Annotated in this window: 17 protein-coding genes; 6 read left to right on the top strand and 11 right to left on the bottom strand. The window is 43.9% G+C overall.

What is annotated here, in order from left to right; all coding sequences use genetic code 11:
- Position 1 precedes the first annotated feature (1 nt).
- The gene (locus ACFSX3_RS04140) at positions 2–2,893 is read left to right on the top strand and encodes a DUF3427 domain-containing protein (protein WP_209991977.1); all 2,892 of its coding nucleotides are present in this window, start codon (positions 2–4) and stop codon (positions 2,891–2,893) included.
- Between the two features lie 193 nt (positions 2,894–3,086).
- Here the strand turns inward: ACFSX3_RS04140 and ACFSX3_RS04135 are convergent, their stop codons facing one another.
- Positions 3,087–3,374, bottom strand: a complete 288-nt coding sequence (locus ACFSX3_RS04135; protein ID WP_209992074.1) for a hypothetical protein — start codon at positions 3,372–3,374, stop codon at positions 3,087–3,089.
- A gap of 458 nt (positions 3,375–3,832) precedes the next feature.
- Between ACFSX3_RS04135 and ACFSX3_RS04130 the strand changes: the two genes are divergently transcribed.
- Positions 3,833–4,738, top strand: a complete 906-nt coding sequence (locus ACFSX3_RS04130) for a hypothetical protein (RefSeq protein ID WP_209991978.1) — start codon at positions 3,833–3,835, stop codon at positions 4,736–4,738.
- Positions 4,739–4,894: 156 nt separating this feature from the next.
- Here the strand turns inward: ACFSX3_RS04130 and ACFSX3_RS04125 are convergent, their stop codons facing one another.
- A complete protein-coding gene (locus tag ACFSX3_RS04125; protein ID WP_209991979.1) occupies positions 4,895–6,787 on the bottom strand; it encodes a DNA/RNA helicase domain-containing protein in 1,893 nt (630 codons plus the stop codon).
- Between the two features lie 19 nt (positions 6,788–6,806).
- A complete protein-coding gene (locus tag ACFSX3_RS04120; protein ID WP_209991980.1) occupies positions 6,807–7,136 on the bottom strand; it encodes a nucleotide pyrophosphohydrolase in 330 nt (109 codons plus the stop codon).
- A 316-nt stretch (positions 7,137–7,452) separates the two neighbouring features.
- Between ACFSX3_RS04120 and ACFSX3_RS04115 the strand changes: the two genes are divergently transcribed.
- Positions 7,453–7,821 (top strand): hypothetical protein, encoded by a 369-nt coding sequence (locus ACFSX3_RS04115; protein ID WP_209991981.1) that lies wholly within the window; start codon positions 7,453–7,455, stop codon positions 7,819–7,821.
- 127 nt (positions 7,822–7,948) lie between these two features.
- Here ACFSX3_RS04115 and ACFSX3_RS04110 read toward each other — a convergent pair whose 3' ends face one another.
- From ACFSX3_RS04110 to ACFSX3_RS04090, 5 genes are all read right to left on the bottom strand, one after another.
- The gene (locus ACFSX3_RS04110) at positions 7,949–9,085 is read right to left on the bottom strand and encodes a DUF4179 domain-containing protein (RefSeq protein ID WP_209991982.1); all 1,137 of its coding nucleotides are present in this window, start codon (positions 9,083–9,085) and stop codon (positions 7,949–7,951) included.
- Complete coding sequence (locus ACFSX3_RS04105) at positions 9,069–9,614, bottom strand: RNA polymerase sigma factor (RefSeq protein ID WP_209991983.1); 546 nt, start codon at positions 9,612–9,614, stop codon at positions 9,069–9,071. Before ACFSX3_RS04105 ends, ACFSX3_RS04110 begins: the two co-directional genes overlap by 17 nt.
- A gap of 499 nt (positions 9,615–10,113) precedes the next feature.
- Positions 10,114–10,440, bottom strand: a complete 327-nt coding sequence (locus ACFSX3_RS04100; protein WP_209991984.1) for a DUF3139 domain-containing protein — start codon at positions 10,438–10,440, stop codon at positions 10,114–10,116.
- 121 nt (positions 10,441–10,561) lie between these two features.
- Positions 10,562–11,023, bottom strand: coding sequence for a hypothetical protein (locus tag ACFSX3_RS04095; protein ID WP_209991985.1), 462 nt, complete (start codon positions 11,021–11,023; stop codon positions 10,562–10,564).
- A 601-nt stretch (positions 11,024–11,624) separates the two neighbouring features.
- Positions 11,625–11,924, bottom strand: coding sequence for a hypothetical protein (locus ACFSX3_RS04090; protein WP_209991987.1), 300 nt, complete (start codon positions 11,922–11,924; stop codon positions 11,625–11,627).
- Positions 11,925–12,061: 137 nt separating this feature from the next.
- Here ACFSX3_RS04090 and ACFSX3_RS04085 point away from each other — a divergent pair, with 137 nt between their 5' ends.
- A complete protein-coding gene (locus tag ACFSX3_RS04085; protein WP_209991988.1) occupies positions 12,062–13,039 on the top strand; it encodes a phosphotransferase enzyme family protein in 978 nt (325 codons plus the stop codon).
- Between the two features lie 96 nt (positions 13,040–13,135).
- Here the strand turns inward: ACFSX3_RS04085 and ACFSX3_RS04080 are convergent, their stop codons facing one another.
- Positions 13,136–14,149 carry a carbohydrate-binding protein gene (locus ACFSX3_RS04080; protein ID WP_209991989.1) on the bottom strand — a complete coding sequence of 338 codons (1,014 nt, stop codon included), beginning with the start codon at positions 14,147–14,149 and terminating at the stop codon, positions 13,136–13,138.
- Between the two features lie 383 nt (positions 14,150–14,532).
- On the opposite strand from ACFSX3_RS04080, the gene ACFSX3_RS04075 reads away from it, so the two are divergent.
- Positions 14,533–16,692: an ATP-binding protein gene (locus ACFSX3_RS04075; RefSeq protein ID WP_209991990.1), complete on the top strand. Its 2,160-nt coding sequence runs from the start codon at positions 14,533–14,535 to the stop codon at positions 16,690–16,692.
- Positions 16,693–16,699: 7 nt separating this feature from the next.
- Positions 16,700–17,389 carry a winged helix-turn-helix domain-containing protein gene (locus tag ACFSX3_RS04070; RefSeq protein WP_209991991.1) on the top strand — a complete coding sequence of 230 codons (690 nt, stop codon included), beginning with the start codon at positions 16,700–16,702 and terminating at the stop codon, positions 17,387–17,389.
- Positions 17,390–17,414: 25 nt separating this feature from the next.
- On the opposite strand, the gene ACFSX3_RS04065 is transcribed toward ACFSX3_RS04070, so the two are convergent.
- Together ACFSX3_RS04065 and ACFSX3_RS04060 are read right to left on the bottom strand one after the other, a co-directional pair.
- Positions 17,415–17,984, bottom strand: coding sequence for an SF0329 family protein (locus ACFSX3_RS04065; protein WP_209991992.1), 570 nt, complete (start codon positions 17,982–17,984; stop codon positions 17,415–17,417).
- Positions 17,985–18,101: 117 nt separating this feature from the next.
- Positions 18,102–19,328 carry an RtcB family protein gene (locus ACFSX3_RS04060; protein ID WP_209991993.1) on the bottom strand — a complete coding sequence of 409 codons (1,227 nt, stop codon included), beginning with the start codon at positions 19,326–19,328 and terminating at the stop codon, positions 18,102–18,104.
- Between the last annotated feature and the right edge of the window lie 62 nt (positions 19,329–19,390).

Raw genomic sequence — 19,390 nt, 5'->3', positions numbered from 1 at the left:
AATGGACAATCCCCTTCTACATTTAAACAGTTCATTAAGCTGGGCGTTTATTGACCATCAACAGGATTCGCCAGATAAATATAAGCCAAAACTGTTAGTCAATAATAAGGACACTAATGATTATGTTCTTACGCCTTTGTTAGAGGAACTGGACCGTTGTTCCTCTTTCATTATTTCTGTTGCCTTTATTACGGAGAGTGGCTTAGCCACTCTTAAGTCGCATTTAGCTGATCTGAAATCAAGAGGGATTAGTGGTAAAATCCTAACCTCCAATTATCTAAACTTTAACAAACCAAAAATATATAGAGAGTTGTTAAAAATAACGAATGTAGAAGTTCGGTTGACCGATTTAAGTGGTTTTCATGCTAAAGGTTACGTTTTTCAACATGAAGATCATTCAACAATCATTATGGGAAGCTCTAATTTGACTGCCGCTGCATTAAAAGCCAACTATGAATGGAATGTGAAATTAACCTCATTTAAACATGGGGGCCTTCTTGGGCAGTTCCATAGTGAGTTTGAAAAAGTATGGCTTAATGCTGTTCCACTTACCGATAGATGGATCGAATTATATCAAATCCTTTATGAAGAGGTTCAAAAGGTTACTCGTAATGATCGACTAGCAGCGCCCTTAACTCCTGAAATGTTTCCTCAAACTGCATCTGCTTTAGTCTCACCTAATAAAATGCAGGAGAACGCTCTACAAAATCTAAAAGAGTTGCGCTCAACTGGAGCAGTAAAAGGACTTATTATTTCAGCTACTGGGACAGGAAAAACCTATCTCTCTGCATTTGACGTGAAGAACTTTGCTCCAAGTAGAATGCTATTTGTAGTACACCGAGAACAAATTTTGCATAAAGCTTTGGCCGATTATCAGCGAATTCTAGGCGGTACGGACAGTGATTTTGGTATTTTATCTGGAAACAGTAAAGAAACAGAGGCCAAGTACCTCTTTGCTACCATTCAAACCATCTCTCAGGACTCCTCATTAAGTAATTTTAATGCTGAGGCTTTTGATTATATTTTGATTGACGAGGTTCATAAAGCCGGAGCACTTTCCTACCTTAAAGTTATCGAATATTTCAAACCTAAGTTCCTACTGGGCATGACAGCAACTCCAGAACGCACTGATGAATTTAATATATATGAACTATTCGACTACAACATTGCTTACGAAATCCGCCTTCAAGAAGCTTTGGAAGAAGATATGTTGTGTCCATTTCACTATTTTGGCGTTACTGACTTTGAATACAATGGCCAAATCGTTGATGATACCACTCTATTCTCCCAGTTAGTCACAGATGAAAGAGTATCTTATTTAATTGAAAAGATTGAATATTACGGTTACTCAGGGGAAGCCATAAAGGGCTTAATCTTTTGTAGTCGCAGAGAAGAAGCTATCGAGTTGTCTAACATTCTAAATATGAAAGGTTATCGTACAGTAGCTTTGACTGGAAGTGATAGTCAAGAAACACGGGAGCACTGTGTAACTGATCTTGAATCAGGTAACCTAGACTATATTCTAACTGTAGATATTTTTAATGAAGGAATCGATATCCCTTGTATTAACCAAGTTGTGATGCTTCGTCAAACTCAGTCCAGTATAGTGTTTGTTCAGCAGCTAGGACGTGGCTTACGTAAGCATCCTAATAAAGAGTTCGTCACGATTATCGACTTTATTGGTAACTACAAAAATAATTATTTGATTCCTGTAGCCCTGTCTGGAGACAAGACTCAAAACAAGGATAATATTCGTCGTCATATGAAGGACACCAGTTATATTAAGGGCATCTCAACAATTAACTTCGAAGAAATTGCCCTTCAACAAATTTATCGCTCGATTAGTAATAGCAATCTAACAGCACTCAAGATTCTTAAAGAATCTTACTCTCAACTTAAAAATCGCCTTAATCGAATACCCAAACTAATGGATTTCATTGAAGCGAACTCAATTGATCCGCTTATATTCACTGATGAGCATTCAAGCTATTATCACTTTCTACAAAAGATTAAAGAAAATATTCCCATCTTATCAGAGCACGAGAAAAGTTATATAGCGATGCTATCGGAAGAGATTCTAAATGGAAAACGCAGGCATGAAATTATATTAATAAACTTACTTCTCTCTGAAGATAGTGTTACTCCGATCGAGTATATGAATGCCCTTATAGATGATGGATGCCCAGCAGATTCCAGAACTATTGATTCTGTCACTCGTGTACTCAACCTATCTTTTTTCACTGAACCTACAAGAAAAAAATATGGAGAAACAGCTGTAGTGCAATTTGATCCATCTCAAAATTATGTTTTCCACCCAATGTTGGCTAATTCGCTAAAGAATAACATGTATTTTAGAGAAATGGTCATTGATATTATTCAGACTGCATTTCATAAAAATGAACAGTACGATTGTAGCGAACCCTTAACTTTATACAAGAAGTATTCCAGAAAAGATTCTTGTAAACTTTTGAATTGGAGTAATGATGAGGGCTCAACTATTTATGGCTATAAAACAAAACATCAGACTTGCCCAATCTTTGTAACCTATCACAAACAGGATGAAATCGAAGCAAGTACGAAATATCAAGAAAACTTCATAAATGCAGAGGTTCTAACATGGTCAACTAGAAGTAGACGAACACTTGAATCTGAGGAGGTTAAAACGATTCTTGAGGCAGACCGCTTAAAGATCGACCTTCATGTTTTCGTTAAAAAAGATGATGCCGAAGGAACCGAATTCTACTACTTAGGTAAAGCACATCCCGATCAATCGAGCGCTGTACAGGCATCTATGCTGGATAAGAATAATGATTCTATATCGGTTGTGCATATGAATCTGCTATTAGAGAATGCTGTGGAGAGTAAGTTGTACGGGTATTTGACTAAATCTTGAATAGTTAAAAGCTATGATGAAAATTTCCATTTCCCTATTAAGGGTCCTTCCTTCATCACTTTATTTGCTAAGGACGTAGATACAACACGTCCTTAGCTCTCAAAAATGTCCGCTTCTCTGAATCAAATTAACTCTTATATTGTATTATTAATTCAGCGAGAAAATTCAAGTCTGTATACGGGAATACTCCATCTTAATCCGACAGAACAGAAGGAGAAGCGAATGTATTAGCAAGTTGCATTCCATCCTTAAGCCCTTGTAGATATAGACGCTTATAAAGAACGGAGTTCTTTATAGAAAGCTTATCCTCCCAATACTCAAACTCTGGCTTACGCGCAATATCGATGGAGGCAAATAACGCTTGAAAAGCTTTGTGCTCTTCTTCAAAAGCTTGTCTAGGCTCCGATTGACGTTCAATCCTTGCGCACACCTCATCCAATCGACCTTGAATCGTTTCTATAAACCATGCTGGATAACCCACACCACATCTCCCCCAATACATAAGTTCAAAAGAATTTCATATGAAAATAAGTTCTTTTTTGATGCATTTGTATATTACGTATTTTAAGACTACGTTCCTCTATACTTCTGTGTAATCACTCCACCTCGCACTGGTAATAAGCCCTTAAGATAATCAAATTGTATAAGGAAGAATTAATATATTAATGCGAATATTGAACTAAATTAAAACAAAATAATGAACAAATTAAATTCCCCACAAAATCCCATGAAGATGTCCAATGTTTATTTCAACACCAAACCCCAAATTTGTGAAGAAAGGGATAGAACTCTTGTAGTCTGATTATTCCTCTTCACTACTAAGCAAATCTATTTGTGCTAAATATTACATTCTTTTTTGTAGAAACATGTATAATGATGTAAAATAAATGAAGTTCTTTACGTTAACTTTAGTAAAGTTACACAATTGGAGGGGTTAATATGGAAAAAAAACACATTTCAACACTTCTAAATTATTCTCAACCTGGACATTCTAACTTGGAATTCGTAGATATTAATGTCTTAGATGACCAAGCATTATTTATTGACCCTTGCTTGATCGAAATTCAACAAGGAGCTTGGTATAAGAATGCAACTAATTTATTGAATAATTTTTTTAATGAATTCTATAGAGCCTATCGTAATAATGACACACATAGAAAAATCGAGTTACTATCCTATGCCGGAGAAATTAATTATACCAAGTTAGGTTATGGAAACGGTGACAATGGACATGGCAATACAGCAGAAGGTCTATTAGAGACTTTTAAGAATCTTGAACAGCTGACTGTGAATATTCCGACTATAACCAAGCCTATGGACATACCAGTTACTATATCAGGCTTTAGTGAAGATGGCCTTTCTGATATGATGACCAATATTTTACACCTTCAATTAAATGAGTTTACTTTAGCGCAATTAGCTATTGCTAAAGTAGAACCTAACTCTGAAGACACTTTTAACACTTGGGATGCTGCTACTTCTGCTTGGAAAGAAGTAACTCTCCCTTGTTATCGTCATGAAAATAATAAGATTCTTTTAACCCCCAAAAATATTGTTAGAAAAAAATTTTTCTTCGGTGCAAACCAATTTTTAATGCGAGTAATTCTAGAACGTGCTAAAAAAGAAACTGCATATACCACTCCTAAGGGTAAAACTCGTTATAGGACTACTAAGAAAGACCTCAAAAATGCAATTCCAAAAGATGAGCGAAGTTGGAGATATAATTATATTAATGAGAAAACTAAAACTGACCAATCCTTTTTAAAAGATTATCATGATATCATCCCGAACCTTTACTATAATAAAGCAATGAATAATGAAGAATTAGACAATTTTATTTACTGAGTATATTGCCCTTAATTCAAACTCTACAAATGCTTTGTTAATGTTTTATAAATTTTTTTTCAGATAATGAGCAATAGCCCTCAATCGCTTATAAAGAGCGACGGAGGGCTATTTATATTCAAAATCTTTCTATAATTCAACATCAACTTCACTAACCTACCCTAATCCCACCACCGCCCCCTGCATGGCCAACCTTCTCTGCAAGTACGCCTTCAAATGAGGATCAACACAGTAGATATAACACCCCTTCGTTCCCCGGGTCATTAGGGTTCGGTAGGTGTTACGAATAATTTGATCGGACATGCGGAGGGCCTCGTCCTTGTCTTTTTTGTACAAGGTCTTGAAGCCTGACAGGGACTTATCCGTCTTCGCACGCTTGAACGGGTCGGTGATGATCCGGTTGTTCTCATAGCGCATATCTTCGCCAATGATGACTCCGACATAGTCAAACTCCAGTCCTTGTGAGGTGTGGATGCAGCCTACTTGCTCGATGGATTCAGGGTCGATTGCCCAGGTCGTCGTATTGTTCAGGTTCCAGCTCATGAAGAATTGGTACTGCTCTAATTGAATGTCATGAACGCCTGGATTGTTCTTGCCGTCGGTCTTCCAATCCCAGCAGTAGCCGGCGAGCATTCGGGCTTTATTATTGATCTGATTCTTGCTGAAAATTTCGTCCCGCAGCTCGTTAGGGTCATCATAGAGCCGGATGTCATACTCGAAGTCGAAGCCATCTGCATTCGCTGTTTCACGGATTTCCAGCACATCATCCAGCCATGCCAAATACCCGTCAGAGCCATTGCACCGGAATTGGGAGGCCAACGTCAGCTCTGTGATGTCCGCATCCATCTGCTCCGCATAGTGTCTAATCTGCTCCTTGCTGCCTACATCATGCATGGCAATCTTCTGATACTCATCAATGAAGAATACTGAGAACCGGGAAGCGCGGATGATCTCCATCGTCTGATTGATCCCTTTATGTTTGAACAGACCGGACTTCTCATTTAAGCGGTGCGCCTCGTCCACTATCAGGCAATCGAATTCATCTGGTAGTGCATCATAATACACGCCTGAGCCCTTGAACAGGTTATCTATGAACGATTTCTTCACGTTCTGCTGAAGCTTCTTCATGTATACGGAGCGCGGGGCGCTATTCTTGGTTACATATTGGCAGACGAGTTCCCGGGTGGTAAGCTCTACCAATAGATTAATGCCAAGCACCGACTTGCCTGTCCCCGGGCCGCCTTCGACAATCAGGACTTGCTTTTTGCCCGACTGGGCCTGCTTAGCTAATCTTAGCGCTTCTTGATACACAACATCCTGATCGTCGATCATAATGAATTCCTGATTTCCCTGGAGCATACTGAGGAGTGAATCCTGCAGCGATTTGGAGGGTTTAATTTTGCCATGCTCTATAAGGTACAGTGATTTGCTTCTATCGGTCTTTTTAATATAGGTCGTGATAAACGCTCTTAGCTTCAGTGCATCTCCCTTGGAGAAAATCGGCGCTTCCTCAATGTATGAGTCGTAGACAGGATGCAATAAGGGATCATTATCTTTCCGAATATAGTTATGTAGATACGCACAAGGATAGAGCTGGACCGCTTCGTTCTGTACGCTCTCGTTGTAATCATGAATTAGCCTGGCATAGGACCAAGCCTGCTTCGAAGGATGCTGTGTGCTTGTCTTTGTTCTGTTAAAAACGGTTTTAACGAGACCATCCGCATCCTCAATCGCTTCAATGCTGGTCCACTGCTTAAGTTCGATAATGACGACAGAGTATTGATCCTGTTCATTCAAGCCTGTAATCATGAAGTCGACTCTTCTCGGGGTCGCTGGAATTCTATATTCAATCGCAACTCCTACGTCATCTGGAATGTCCGATGTGTTCAGTACTTTATATAAATAGTTCATGGAATTGTTCCAGGCGTTGATTTCGCCCATAGCAACCCTGCCGATTTTTTGGACGTACTGGTTATGGATCTTTACCGCGATCGTATCCTCGGTCACATCATCCATAAATTGCTGCTTGGTCGATTCATAGATAATCATGGAACTCTCCCCTATTCATTCACTGCTGTGTGCTTTTTTGTGAGCTTCCCTTGGAGCTGGATATGGGGTATTTCTTCGCATTTTTGTCTATCTTCTGAAGGATAGCGTCCTTAATATCGATCTGCAGATCATGCGCAAGCGTAAGCGTGTAGATGAGAATATCAGCGATCTCGTCCTGCATGCCGGAATAATGTTGCTCTATTGCTTGCTGGCTGTTCTTCCATTGGAAAAGCTCCAGCAGTTCGCTAGACTCCAACGTGATAGAGAGCGCCAGATCCTTGGGATCATGGAATTGCTTCCAGTCCCTATCGTCACGGAATTGAATGATTCTCTTCATTAATTCGTCCATGTGTACCTCCGCCCAGTTGGTCAAATTCAATTTTCCACAATTTCTCTGTATGTAATGATGATAGCCCAATCCTTAATGTAAATCTATGATATTCCTAAAATTACACAGAAAAGGACTCCTATTGATCAGAAGTCCTTGTAACAATTTTCTGATATTAATTCACGATATTAATAGACCTAAACCTATTTATTAATATTTTACTAATTAACATAATGTTCACTTTTATAGTATAATTTCCTAAAAATAAAAAGGTTATCTAAATTCCACGTCGTATTAGTAATATGTACCAAATATAACACTAGGAGATGATCTACAAATGAAAAAAGTATTCTTAGCTGTATCTATTTCTGCATTAATGCTATCTATGGGAGGTGCCGTTTCTGCTGCACCAGTAACTCCAACGTCAACTGAAGTTTCTTCTAATTTCTCATCAGAAAATGCTAGAATGGAAATCACTTTCGTTCCAGCTGGTATTCACACAATGGATCAAAATGTTCAACTCATTGGTCTGGGTCAGAAATACGCAATGCAAAGTGGGAGTAATTGGTTGATTTGGTCGGGTAGCACAATTGTTAAACTCGATGGTAATAAAATTATTAGTATCGGCTATGGAAGCGCTCAGGTTGGAGCCTATAAAGGTGATGGCACGTTATTGGGTTGGTACTTTGTAGAAGTAGTGAGATAACTTATGAGTATTGGTATCTATAAATAATTTTTTTAATAAAAACAGGCTGAGGAACTATTCTTCAGCCTGTTTTTAAGTTTTGCTGAAATGAACTGCTTTAAATTAAAGATAAGCGATGTTAGGAGTTTTATTTTGTTGTGATTGGTAAGGTGATCTGCAACTCAGGGATGTATTTAACTTTAATATTTCCGTTTTCATCCAATAGGAATTCATTCTTTTTGTTTTCTTTATATAAATATATATATGGTTTAATAATTATACTTTTAGGAGCAGATTTAAATGGTACAAACCGAGTATCTGATATCTGAATATTACTACCTGTGGAACTCCATCCATTACCAGAGATCTTTTGTATTTTTTTCCCGTTTTCATCAAACATATCATACCCAATTGATCTATTTGATTTATACAATTCAGAAATTTTCTTATCCTTTGGAATTTTTATCTGTGTAGTTAAGTTAGTGGTCACTGGTGTGAATTCAATTTTATCAACTTTAAAATCAATGCCATCATATTCTCGGCTAATGTTCGGGGTAAGCACCAAATTGTTTTCCGTGTTTATTTCTACTGGAATGTCTAGCTTGAACCCCTCTTTCATTTCAGGAGTTGTAAAGTTTAAAGTCAATTCAAACTTTTTCGGAAAAACTTTTCCTCCCTGATTTTTTAAATCAACCAATTCCAAAATCATTGCATCTTTATTTTGAACAGGTGACATGAAAATGCTTACGTTATTATCTTCTAAGCCTGCATAGTTCTTGATGGAATCCCCGTTAATATATAATTCTAAATTATCGACTTCTATTAATCCCAGTTGGCTATCATCTAAACTTTCACGTTCGATTCCAATAGATACACGAGTTCCATCAAATGACACTGCCGTTGCCCTCATCGTTAAACCGTGTTGTGTATCGCTCACATCAATTTTAGTAAATAACCCCTTTTCATCTGCGACTTTTAATCCTAAATCATTTGCAAAATTAAAAATGCTATTTAAACCTGGGATCTGCTTAATGGATTCTGCCATTGTAGGTGAAATAAATGCAGTACCTGTTATTATAGTTAAAAAAATAATAGCTGAAGCTATAGATATCCACGTTTTTTTCCATACCCTATAATGACGGCGGTTATCCTTTCTGATTTCCATATTTTTTTCTCCATAACGTTGCATAATTCGGTCGGTTAAATCGATTTCCACTGGCGTTTCTAAAATTAATTTTTTCAGCTTCACAATCTCAAAATCCTGAGAATCAGTATGATTGTTCAAATAAGTTCACTCCTTTTTTTACCTGTATTAATTTTTTACGAATACGTTCATATTTTTTTCTGATATTTACTGATTTTGAATCCATAATAAACGCGATTTCGTCATAACTATATTCTTCAAGAATTCTTAAAAGTAATATTTGCTTCTCCTCTGAATTGAGCTTATCTAAACATTCATAAATAAAGTCCGTATATTTTTGATCTTGTTCCTGATGCTTATCCGCCTTGTAAAGATCTAACACTTTTTTTTCTCTATTTTTCTTTTTAAGCAAATCGGTACAATGATTCCTTGCAATTTTATATAGCCAGGCAGAAAATGAAGCTTTGTAATTAAACTGTTCGATATGCTCTAACGCCTTTATAAAAGTTTCTTGCGTCGCATCTTCAGCCTCCTCCTGATTCCTGAGTATGTAATAGCAATACAGATATATAGGTCTTTGAAACCTATCTACGATTAAAACAAAAGCTTGCGTATCACCCTTCTTAATACTTACCAATGTAGAATCCAAATCCGTCGTATCTATATTCATTAGAAGCCTCCTTTCATATATATAACTTAGAAAAACATGCTTTTGTGACATAGAGAAAATAAATTTTGTAACAGAAAGGGAGTTCAGGTCATAACCGCAGTAAGAACTAACCGCCTGATCCGTCAGTCAGGAGTTACCCTGTCTCTAAATGATTTTGCAGAGAAGTACATCCGAAAGTCTGACCTTCACACCGTTACCGTGGATGGCCAGGGGAAGTACTGGATCTATACTTAACGAAGGACCAGTCATCGATATCGAAAACGTCAAGCTCCCGCTGTCTTGGAAGGAGAGTTACACGGCTTCGACTAATACCAACTGCTTCCCTTTACGTGCTTTCAACGTTTTTGGGTGATCCAGTTCCTGACCCAAAACATCGGATGAAAAAACTGCCCAACCTAAAAAAGGGAAAAAGTATCCCGAAAAGCTGTTTTAATAGCTTCTTGGGATACCTCTTAATGTTTGCTTGTGCAAAAAAACCAGTAAAGTTAATTAACTAAAACTATTCTTCAATATGCTTATAACGTTTTGTTCCATCGTCCACACCTTGAACAGGAGCCATACTGTATTGATATATCTTTCCATTTTCTTTACGATACAAATATCTTGAGCTTCTATCATCCTCAAAAATTACAGTCGTACTCACCAGAGGAGCTTTGCCAATTTGAGTATAAATCTCATATATATCATTAGGGTTATACCCTCGTTTTTCTATTAAGTATGTTTCTACTTCGCTCGTTGTTTTATCTTTGAATATTTTCAATCCAGCTAATCCTAAGGCGCAAGCCATCAGAACAATTACCAGGAGTAGTATTTTTGTTTTCTTCATGATAAATCCCCTTTGTATATAGTAGGAAGATATTTCAGGTGAAGGATGATGAAGGCAATTGGGGGTATCAAAAACGATGGACGAAGAGGCGCTCCTTCGAGAACACCTTTTTGTCCATGGTCTATTTAAAATAATTCTCCAGCTTACTTATTATTTCAGCATTGTTGGTTGAATACTCACGTAGTCTATTCTTGGTCTTACTACTGTCATACAAGGAGATATTCATTGTGTTATATATATCAATACCGAATCTAGCCTCCTTATTTACATATATCCGAATGGTATAAGTATAGGGATCAAACTTAATTTTTCTGTCATGTGCATTCTTCAAGTCTAACTTATCGAACTCAGTCATGATCTTATTTATTTCTTCCCGATCTTCAATTTTAATTTCATCTTGCGTAACTTCAACACCTGAAGATCTTTGGGTGATATAAATGGTGGATATTTCATTAACATTAATTTTATCAGTTACTACTTTCTTAAAAGAAGTCGTCTTCTGAGAGTTATATACAAAGACAGCTGCAACCAAAATAATGATTAAAGCCCCGATTCCTATAAGGTACTTGGTTTGTTTTTTCATAATAAATCCCCCAATCTCTCCGCCTCTTTGTACTCATCCATAACCCTTTGCATTTGCACAATATGGCGCTTGGCGTGCTGACACAGGAAATAGATGTATTGATACACATCAAGCTTCCCCAGGTTGTTTACCGTCATTGTGGTTGTGTAGAGTAGACCCTCTCCGTCTTCCAGCTCCTTCAGAAGCTGATAATTCCTGATCAATGAAGCTTATCGCTTGATTTACATTCATGCTTCCACCAGCTTTCGAGTTACATGTAATAATTCCTTGCTCTTCTTTTTATTGAATATGTACAATATGTTAAAGGGAGTGATCAGCTTGAATCAAAATGACAAATCCATAAGATGGTTTATAGAAACAATGCAATTCGAAACAACGAGAGAGGCGCATGAATGGGCATATAGCGGCCCTTACAATGAAATTGGAAACTTATATGATGGTTACATAACAACAGATGAGAAAATAGCGTATGCTTTAGTCTTTGAGTTAACTAGAACAAATACAATTCATGGTTTTCGTTGTAATATACATTGTGATTGCGATTTTAGCGTTAGCCCATTAGTCTATAAAGTTTGGGTGAGTATGTGAGGTACATATAAATTCACTCAAACCCCTCCTCCGGCTCCCCCACCTCAAACCCCAGCACTCTCGTCGCTTCAGCCTTGAACCTTCCGATCCAGGAATCCCACTCACTCTGCTCCATCTGGGCATAGAACGACAAGCCGCTCGGCTCAACAGAGGCCGTTATGAACATCTCATCCGTCTCCTGCCCGTACCAATAAGGAATTCCGCCAGTGTAGCCCAGCCAACCAGGCATAGATTTATATATATTAGCTACTTTCGTCCAACTCTCATCCGGCAGATGAGCCCAGATATTCAGGTTGCAGTTATGGATGTTCATCCGATCATCACCTTCCTAATCATTTCATTCCCATCCTATCAATAAAAAACAAATATAGTCAACAGTTCCATTCCCGCCCATGAACAACTATGATATCGTACCTATTATACTTTGATAAATAAGGGAGCGAGCTGCGATTGGATGCACACTTGAATACCGCAATGGAAGCACTGGAGCACTACTCTATAAGCTGCAAGTCGGTTGATTTCATTGCACAGAGCGGCAATACGATCTACAAAGTCACTGATCTGGACAACAATAGTTACAGCCTCCGGCTGCATATCTCCAAAGGTGACGCCCTTGAGAAAATCTGGAGTAAGCGGGAGGTCCTTCAATCCGAGATGGTCTGGCTGGAAGCCTTAACCTTGGAAACCGATGTGACCCTGCCTTCACCCTGCAAGAATATTCGCGGAGAATTCATTACGGAGGTGAACCATACCCACTGCACTTTGTTACGATGGGTGGCGGGTGAGCAGAAGCCTTTTATTCCTACTATAGAAGATGCCGGGACCATAGGTGAATTGATCGGCAAGTTACATAAGCAAGCCTCGAACTGGAGCATCCCTGCTGCCTTTGAACGCCCGGCCTTTGATGGCTCCCGGATCTTACAAGCCCTTAATACGCTGAAGGAACGCGCTAATGCCGGACTGCTTGATGCAGGAGATACGGAGCTTCTGCTGCATGCAGGCGAGCGGGTCATTCACATGATGGACTCTATGGAGCGGACAGCCAGCAATTGGGGCATGATTCATGCCGATCTGATTCCAAGTAATTTGGTGTTTGATGGAGAAGAAGTACGGCCCATTGATTTTGGTGCTTGCGGGTTCGGTTATTACTTAGTGGATTTGGGCTGGACGTTCTCCTACATCCATCCTTCATTCAGAGAACAGTTGCTTCAGTCTTATTCCAAGCACCATCCGTTGCCGGATAACTATATTAAAAGGTTAGAGGGCTTCTTCATTGCAGCACAGCTGGAGACCATGAATTTCTGGCTGGGCCTGCCTGACTCGCAAGAATGGCTGCCAGAACATATCGGTAAATTAGCCAGTAGAGAGATTAAGGCCTACTTAAACAATGAATCGTTCCTCTTCAGCGGCGTGCCTTATTGGGAATGACCCTTCACCTGGGCTTGGCACACGCGCAAGAACAAAGACGCTGCGGGGTAACTCCCCGAGCGTCTTTGTTCTTTTTTAGAGAATGAAGGGACTCCCTTAATTCTGCCCGCCATACCCCTTATACGTTCCATAGACGGCATTCGCATACTGATCCGCCAGAATCGGGCGGCCGTAGGAATCGGTGGCGCCTGGATACCAGTTGTCGCCCCCGTTGTAATGTAAGAGTCCGTTGTAGATGTTGCCGAATCTGCCAATCTTCTCATCGAGAATCAGTCCGCCTAAGGCTACCTGATCCTGTTCGCTGCTGTGATTATACGTACGGCCGAATTTGGCGCTGAATTGGGATAGATAGGCGTTACGGGTGTTCGGCTCAACCTGCATCAATCCGTCACCGGCGGATGGGCTGCCCGGCAGACCTGCTCCGAAGCTGCTCTCCTTCTTGATCACCGCGCTTAGTAACAGTGCGAAATCTCCGCCTTTGCCGAATTTATTGTCCACATTCATGGCATAGGTCCAGATCTGGCTGGGCACCTCGGAGGGACGGGTGACGCCGGACGCTGGCGGTGAACCGTTGTAGATTTTGACCGAAGACATCTTGTCATTCACACTGTCACCGACCCAGGAGGAACTTGCCGTGTAGGTCCACTTCGTGCCGCCGAAATTATCGTCCGCATACACTTCAACCGTCCAGCCATTCGGAACCTTGAGCGAGGACATCCAGTCATTCGGAATGCCCGCATTGTTCAGCTGGGACAGCACATAATTGCCTGTTCCCAGGGTGACGGCCTTGCCGCCATAGTCCCTGTCCGCATAGAAGATGGCTCCATTCGTAGCTGGGGGTGTGGTGGGCGTGGGTGTTGTGGTACTGCCACTTTTCCATAATGCAGGAACATTCGGCGGCTCCCAGCCGGTCAGGGACGTATGCGCCTGCAGACAGGTATATGTACCTCCGCCATAGGTTACGGTGTCATTCACCGCATAGGCCGTGTTCGGCGACCACGCTCCTCTCGCGGCTGCATTTGCATTCGGTAAGGCAGTGAAGAACACGGAGAGCAGTAATGCGAATGCGGCCAACAGGGATACAGCTCTAGCTGACACTTTGGTATACAATAGCCAAGCCTCCTTAGATCGTTTCCCATAGAATAACCCCACAAAGTGATGCTATGGCTTCGATGCTTACTCAGGTACTTTGCGGGGGCCCCAAGACATAGCACTTAAAAAGGCCCCTCCACGGGGCCATTCATCAGGGTAGTATATTTTATTACCGATTTTCTAATTCATTCCAACATTTTTGTAGTTTTTGAATCACCCCGAGCAACTTACAACTTTCGACAGTTCCGACTCCTTGCCCAGCATTCTACACAGGAATTTAGCCTATTAATGAAAGAAAAGCAAACTTTACATCGTGCAATTCCACACAATTTTCGGCAATGATGCTATCATTAGGGCAATGAGCTTAAGAATGACGAATCTTGTAGATTGGGGTCGGCTTCATGATGAGGGGTATACTAAGGTCCGGTTCTCGTAATATCTGGTTACATATCACTGTGGTCGTAGTTATCGGGCTGATCGCAAGCTATGCCATCCTGTCTGCAACGCCGGGTGCCCCCAAGCCTCGAAGCAAGGAAGGCCTGCTGGATCTAACGCATACCTCTATCCGTATGAATCCGCTGAAGTTACAGGGAGAATGGACCTTCTATTGGCACGAGCTGCTCTCACCCGGGGATATACGAAGCCGGATGGCAGGCAGGGAACCGGCTGACCGGGACCGGTATATCAACATCCCCGGCTCCTGGCTGGGCTACCCGCTGGACGGTCAAGCGCTGAAGGGCGAAGGTTATGCCACCTTCAGGCTGGTGATCCGGCTTAGTGAGCAGGATAGTAAGGAGCGGCTGGCTCTGCGGCTGCCTACTATTTTTCATGCGTATAAATTGTGGGTGAATGGAGAGCTGCTAGCTGAGGTCGGTGTGGTGGATCAGGACAAAGAGGGCATGACGCCGCGTCTGGCGACGAAGCTGGTGTTCTTCCAGCCTGAAGGCGACACGGTGGAGCTGGTGATGCAGGTAGCGAACTTCCATCATAAGCGGGGTGGCATCACCAAGAATATCGAGCTGGGCGGCAGTAATGTGTTAACGGTCCGGACCCATCTGAGGATTGCTGCGGATATGTTCATCACCGCCAGCCTGCTGGTGATCGGCGTGTATCATCTGCTGCTGTTCATGCTGCGGCGTAAGGACCGGGCACCGCTATACTTCGGTCTGTTCACCGTGATGTTCTCTATCCGCTCCCTGCTGAACGGGGAGCTTATGCTTACCCAATGGCTGCCGCATTTTCCGTGGGAGTTGCAGTTCAAGCTTGAGTATCTGATCCTATGCCTCGGCGGGTGGATAATCACCATGTATTTTGAGTGCATTTTCCCGGATTACGTGTCGCGTTGGTTCCGCTATGGCTCCCGGATCGTCACCGGCGCACTCTGTCTGGTGGTTGTGGTGACCCCTGCCCTCGTCTATTCCCGGATGCTGCTGCTGATCGGTGTGGTCGTGGTTCTCCATATGGTGTATCTGATGGCGGGGCTGGCTCATGCGGCCTTGCGGCGGATGGAGGGAGCGCTGATCTTCCTGCTGGTGTCGGTGGTGGCTCTGGCTACGGTGATCAACGATTTCCTGTATTACAACGAATGGTCCCCCATCGGGAACAGCTCGCCGTTCGGGCTGCTCATCTTCACGGTCGCCCAGATGCTGCTGCTCTCTTCCAGATTCACGCAGGCAGCAACGAATGAAGAGCGGATCGCGCGGGAGCTGCAGGAAGCCAATCTCAAGCTCACCGGGATGAATGCCAATCTGGAGCAGATTGTGCTGGAGCGCACCCATGCCTTATCCGCAGCCCACGAAGATCTCCGCCTGTCGTATGAGCGGTTACTGCACTCCGAGGAAGGCCGGAAGAAGCTGCTGGCCTATATTACACATGATCTGCGGATGCCGCTGTCCAGTATGCTGGGTTATGTCGAGGCGGTGATGGACATGGTGAAGCCGGAGCGCAATGAACAGTATCTGAAATATATCCGCGATAACACGATAAGGATCAACCGCATGATCGGAGAGCTGAGCTTCTTGTCCCATCTGGAGACAGGGCAAGTAGAGTACCGGATGGAGCCGGTTCAGGTGACTCCGTTCCTGCGCGGCTTCTATGAACAATATGAGCTGGTGGTGCGGGATGCGGGACTGGATTTCGATCTGGACATCGGGGATACAGCAGAACCAGGCGCTGACCTGCCTGTTGCTAGGATCGATACGCAACGCTTAGAACAGGCATTATTCAATTTGGTGTCGAACGCGATGAAGTTTACCCCTGGCGGCGGGTTAGTGCGTCTTGCCTTAGCCGTGGACGAGGTGAATGCTACCCGCTGTGCGGTCATCAGCGTACAAGACACCGGCATGGGTATTCCTCCAGAGCAGCTGGAGCAGATCTTCGACCGCAATTACCGGGTGGACCGGCCGGGGCTGGACATGGGCGTAGAGGGCAGCGGACTAGGCCTGGCGATATGCCGGGAAATTGTACAAGCGCATGGCGGGAGTGTCCGGGCGGAGAGCGACGGGAAGACGGGGTCGATTTTCCAGGTCATATTGCCGTTGATTCAGGAAGCAGGAGAGTGACAATAGAATGGACACATACAAAATTATGATCGTCGACGACGATCCCCATATCTGTGAGATTGTTGAGCTATACTGCCAGCGGGAAGGCTTCGACTCCTCGTATTGCCACAGCGGGGCCGATGCTATGCTGCTGCTTGCGTCATTTAACCCGGACCTGATTGTGCTGGATGTGCTGCTGGCGAATGAGAACGGCATTGACTGGTGCAAGAACGCACGCAATTACACGAATGCCCCGATTGTGTTCCTAAGCAGTCAGGAGGAGGATGAGGTGAAGATCAGCGCCTTATCGTATGGCGGGGATGATTATGTGACCAAGCCGTTCAGTCCGGGCGTACTCATGGCCAAGATCAAGGCTCACCTCCGCAGGGTATCCACGGGCAGAAGGGAACAGCTGCTGGAGCTGCCGGGACTGACGCTGGATTTCTATGCACAGTCTGTTCACATGGGCAGCAGAACGATTTTTCTGTCAAAAAAAGAATTCAGCCTGCTCTCCTACATGGCACAGAACGTGAATCAAGTAGTCACTGTCGATACGCTGTTTCACCTCATCTGGGGGATGAAGAGTCTGGAGGATACGCGGACGGTGGCTGTCCACATCAGTAATCTGCGCAAAAAAATCGAGGACGACCCTATCCATCCCGAGCGGATCATTACAGTCCGGGGGGCCGGATATATGCTGGTTGCGGGGAAACGCTGAGCACAAGCGGAAACGGCTATAACAATCATAATGCCCCGCGCCGCAGATCATAGAAATACTCCACCGCCGGATGCTTCCGCTGCATCTTCACGGACATCCCCTCGATCCGCTTCCGCCCGACTCTCCGGTCCATCAGAGCCAGAATATTCAAGATGATATCGCTGCTCTCCAGACTCTCCTCAATAGGAGTAACCAGGAACTTATTCGCCACCACAATGAAATTCGATTTCGTCAGGCCAGCCTGGGCCAACATTAATGCCTTGGCGTGTTCGGTGGTTAAGCGGCTTCGAGCCATGATGATTAGGCGGTCCTCGGGGATAGGCCCCTTGGCCGTCAGTCTGACTGCTTCAATATCCTCATTGGTAATGGAGATATGGAGCTCCGGGTCATTCTTGACCTCCAGCTCGGACGAATACCAGCGGATGGGGCTGGACTTGTCGGTCATGCTGAGAATGTTCTTCTTGTCCACCGTAATATAACAGGTGCCTGATTTATCCGGCGCATAGCGGTACGCGGGCGCGCGGTACTCTACCCGTCCCTCTAAGGATGGGCTGAGGAAGCCCTCCAGTTGTTGCTTGAGTTTACTCCAGGACATGTAATCCCTCCCTATTGAAAATGGGAAAAGGCCTGCCGGCCTCTTCTTGAAGTTCTATGTTACCATACTTCGCGTCCTTGCTGCCCGCCTGTGGAGACTTCGTGATGGATATCCCGCTCAATCCTTATATGGATCGAACTCATCCGCGCCCGCCATACATACGCCCACTGGCTTTAGCACATGCATAACCTCAATGGTCCCGGCGTGCGCGTCCAGCACTTCTTGCAGCTTCCGGTAGACAAAAGGACTCTCGTCCGTGCCTGCGCCGCGCAGCTCTACGCCGAAATCCCGAACCGCCTCCAGCATCTGCGCTGATGAGATTTGACCGCCGCTGCGGGTGCGGGTCTTCCAGTTCATACGGCCCGCTGCCTGGGTCCGGCTCATAATCCGTCCTGCTCCATGAACGGTGCTGTAATAAGCATCCCGGTTCTCCGCGCTGTCCTTCCCCCGGACGATTACGGAGATGTCTCCCATGCTGCCGCCGATGAAGCCCATCTGGCCCGGTGCTGACGGAGTAGCCCCTTTACGGACGACGATGACTTCCTTGCCGTGATGCGTCTCTTTCCAGGCATAGTTATGATGGTTGTGCACCTCCAGATCCGCTTCCGTTCCCAGAATAGCCAAGACCTGCTGGATAACATAGTCTCTTCCGGCATAGGCGTAGCGCCCGGCCAGCTTCATCGCTCTGTAATACATATCGCCCAGCTCACTGTTCAGGTCGAGCAGTACGGGCGGCTGATCCATCTTTTCCCCGGGGGCATTCGCCAGAAAGTCTCTGCCTGCTGCCAGGTTAAGGAATCCGCTCGCCGTCTTATGCCCGAACCCTCTGCTGCCGAAATGATTGGCAATCCATACCCGGCCGGTTGCGTCTTCTTCTAGTATGTCTACGAAGTGGTTGCCGCTGCCGACGGTACCGAGCTGATTCTGCGCCAGGTCCTTGAGCTTGTCATGCTTCTGTCTGCCAACCGCCATGAACACCGCCCAATCCGGGTCGTCGAACAGCTCGTGTTCCACCCGCTCATTATTGACCCGGCCTATGCCGAAGGAGATTCTGCGGGCAATCTCATCCATAATCCCTGAGAGTCGCGGCCGCAGCTCCTCTATCTTCAAGCCGGTCCGCACCGCCTTATTCCCGCATCCGATATCATACCCCACACCCGACGGGGAGATCTGTCCATCGTATACGACCACCCCGCCGATCGGCTGGCTGTAGCCTTTATGATGATCCGCCATGAGCAGCGTCTGCACCACATTCCCGTTCTCCGCACACATCTTGGCTTGCGCCATCGCTCCGGGATCGGGATTCCCCCACATCCGCACACCGTCAATATTCTGATAAGCCATATCTTATAACCTCCTATGTTCGGGATCACCCGACGCTTCTGTGTCTATATAATCGCTTATAT

Origin of the sequence: Paenibacillus rhizoplanae (assembly GCF_042684125.1) — a bacterium.
Lineage (GTDB): Bacteria > Bacillota > Bacilli > Paenibacillales > Paenibacillaceae > Paenibacillus_AQ > Paenibacillus_AQ rhizoplanae.
The sequence above is the reverse complement of the archived record's forward strand: the minus strand, read 5'-3'. Positions and strand labels throughout refer to the sequence as shown.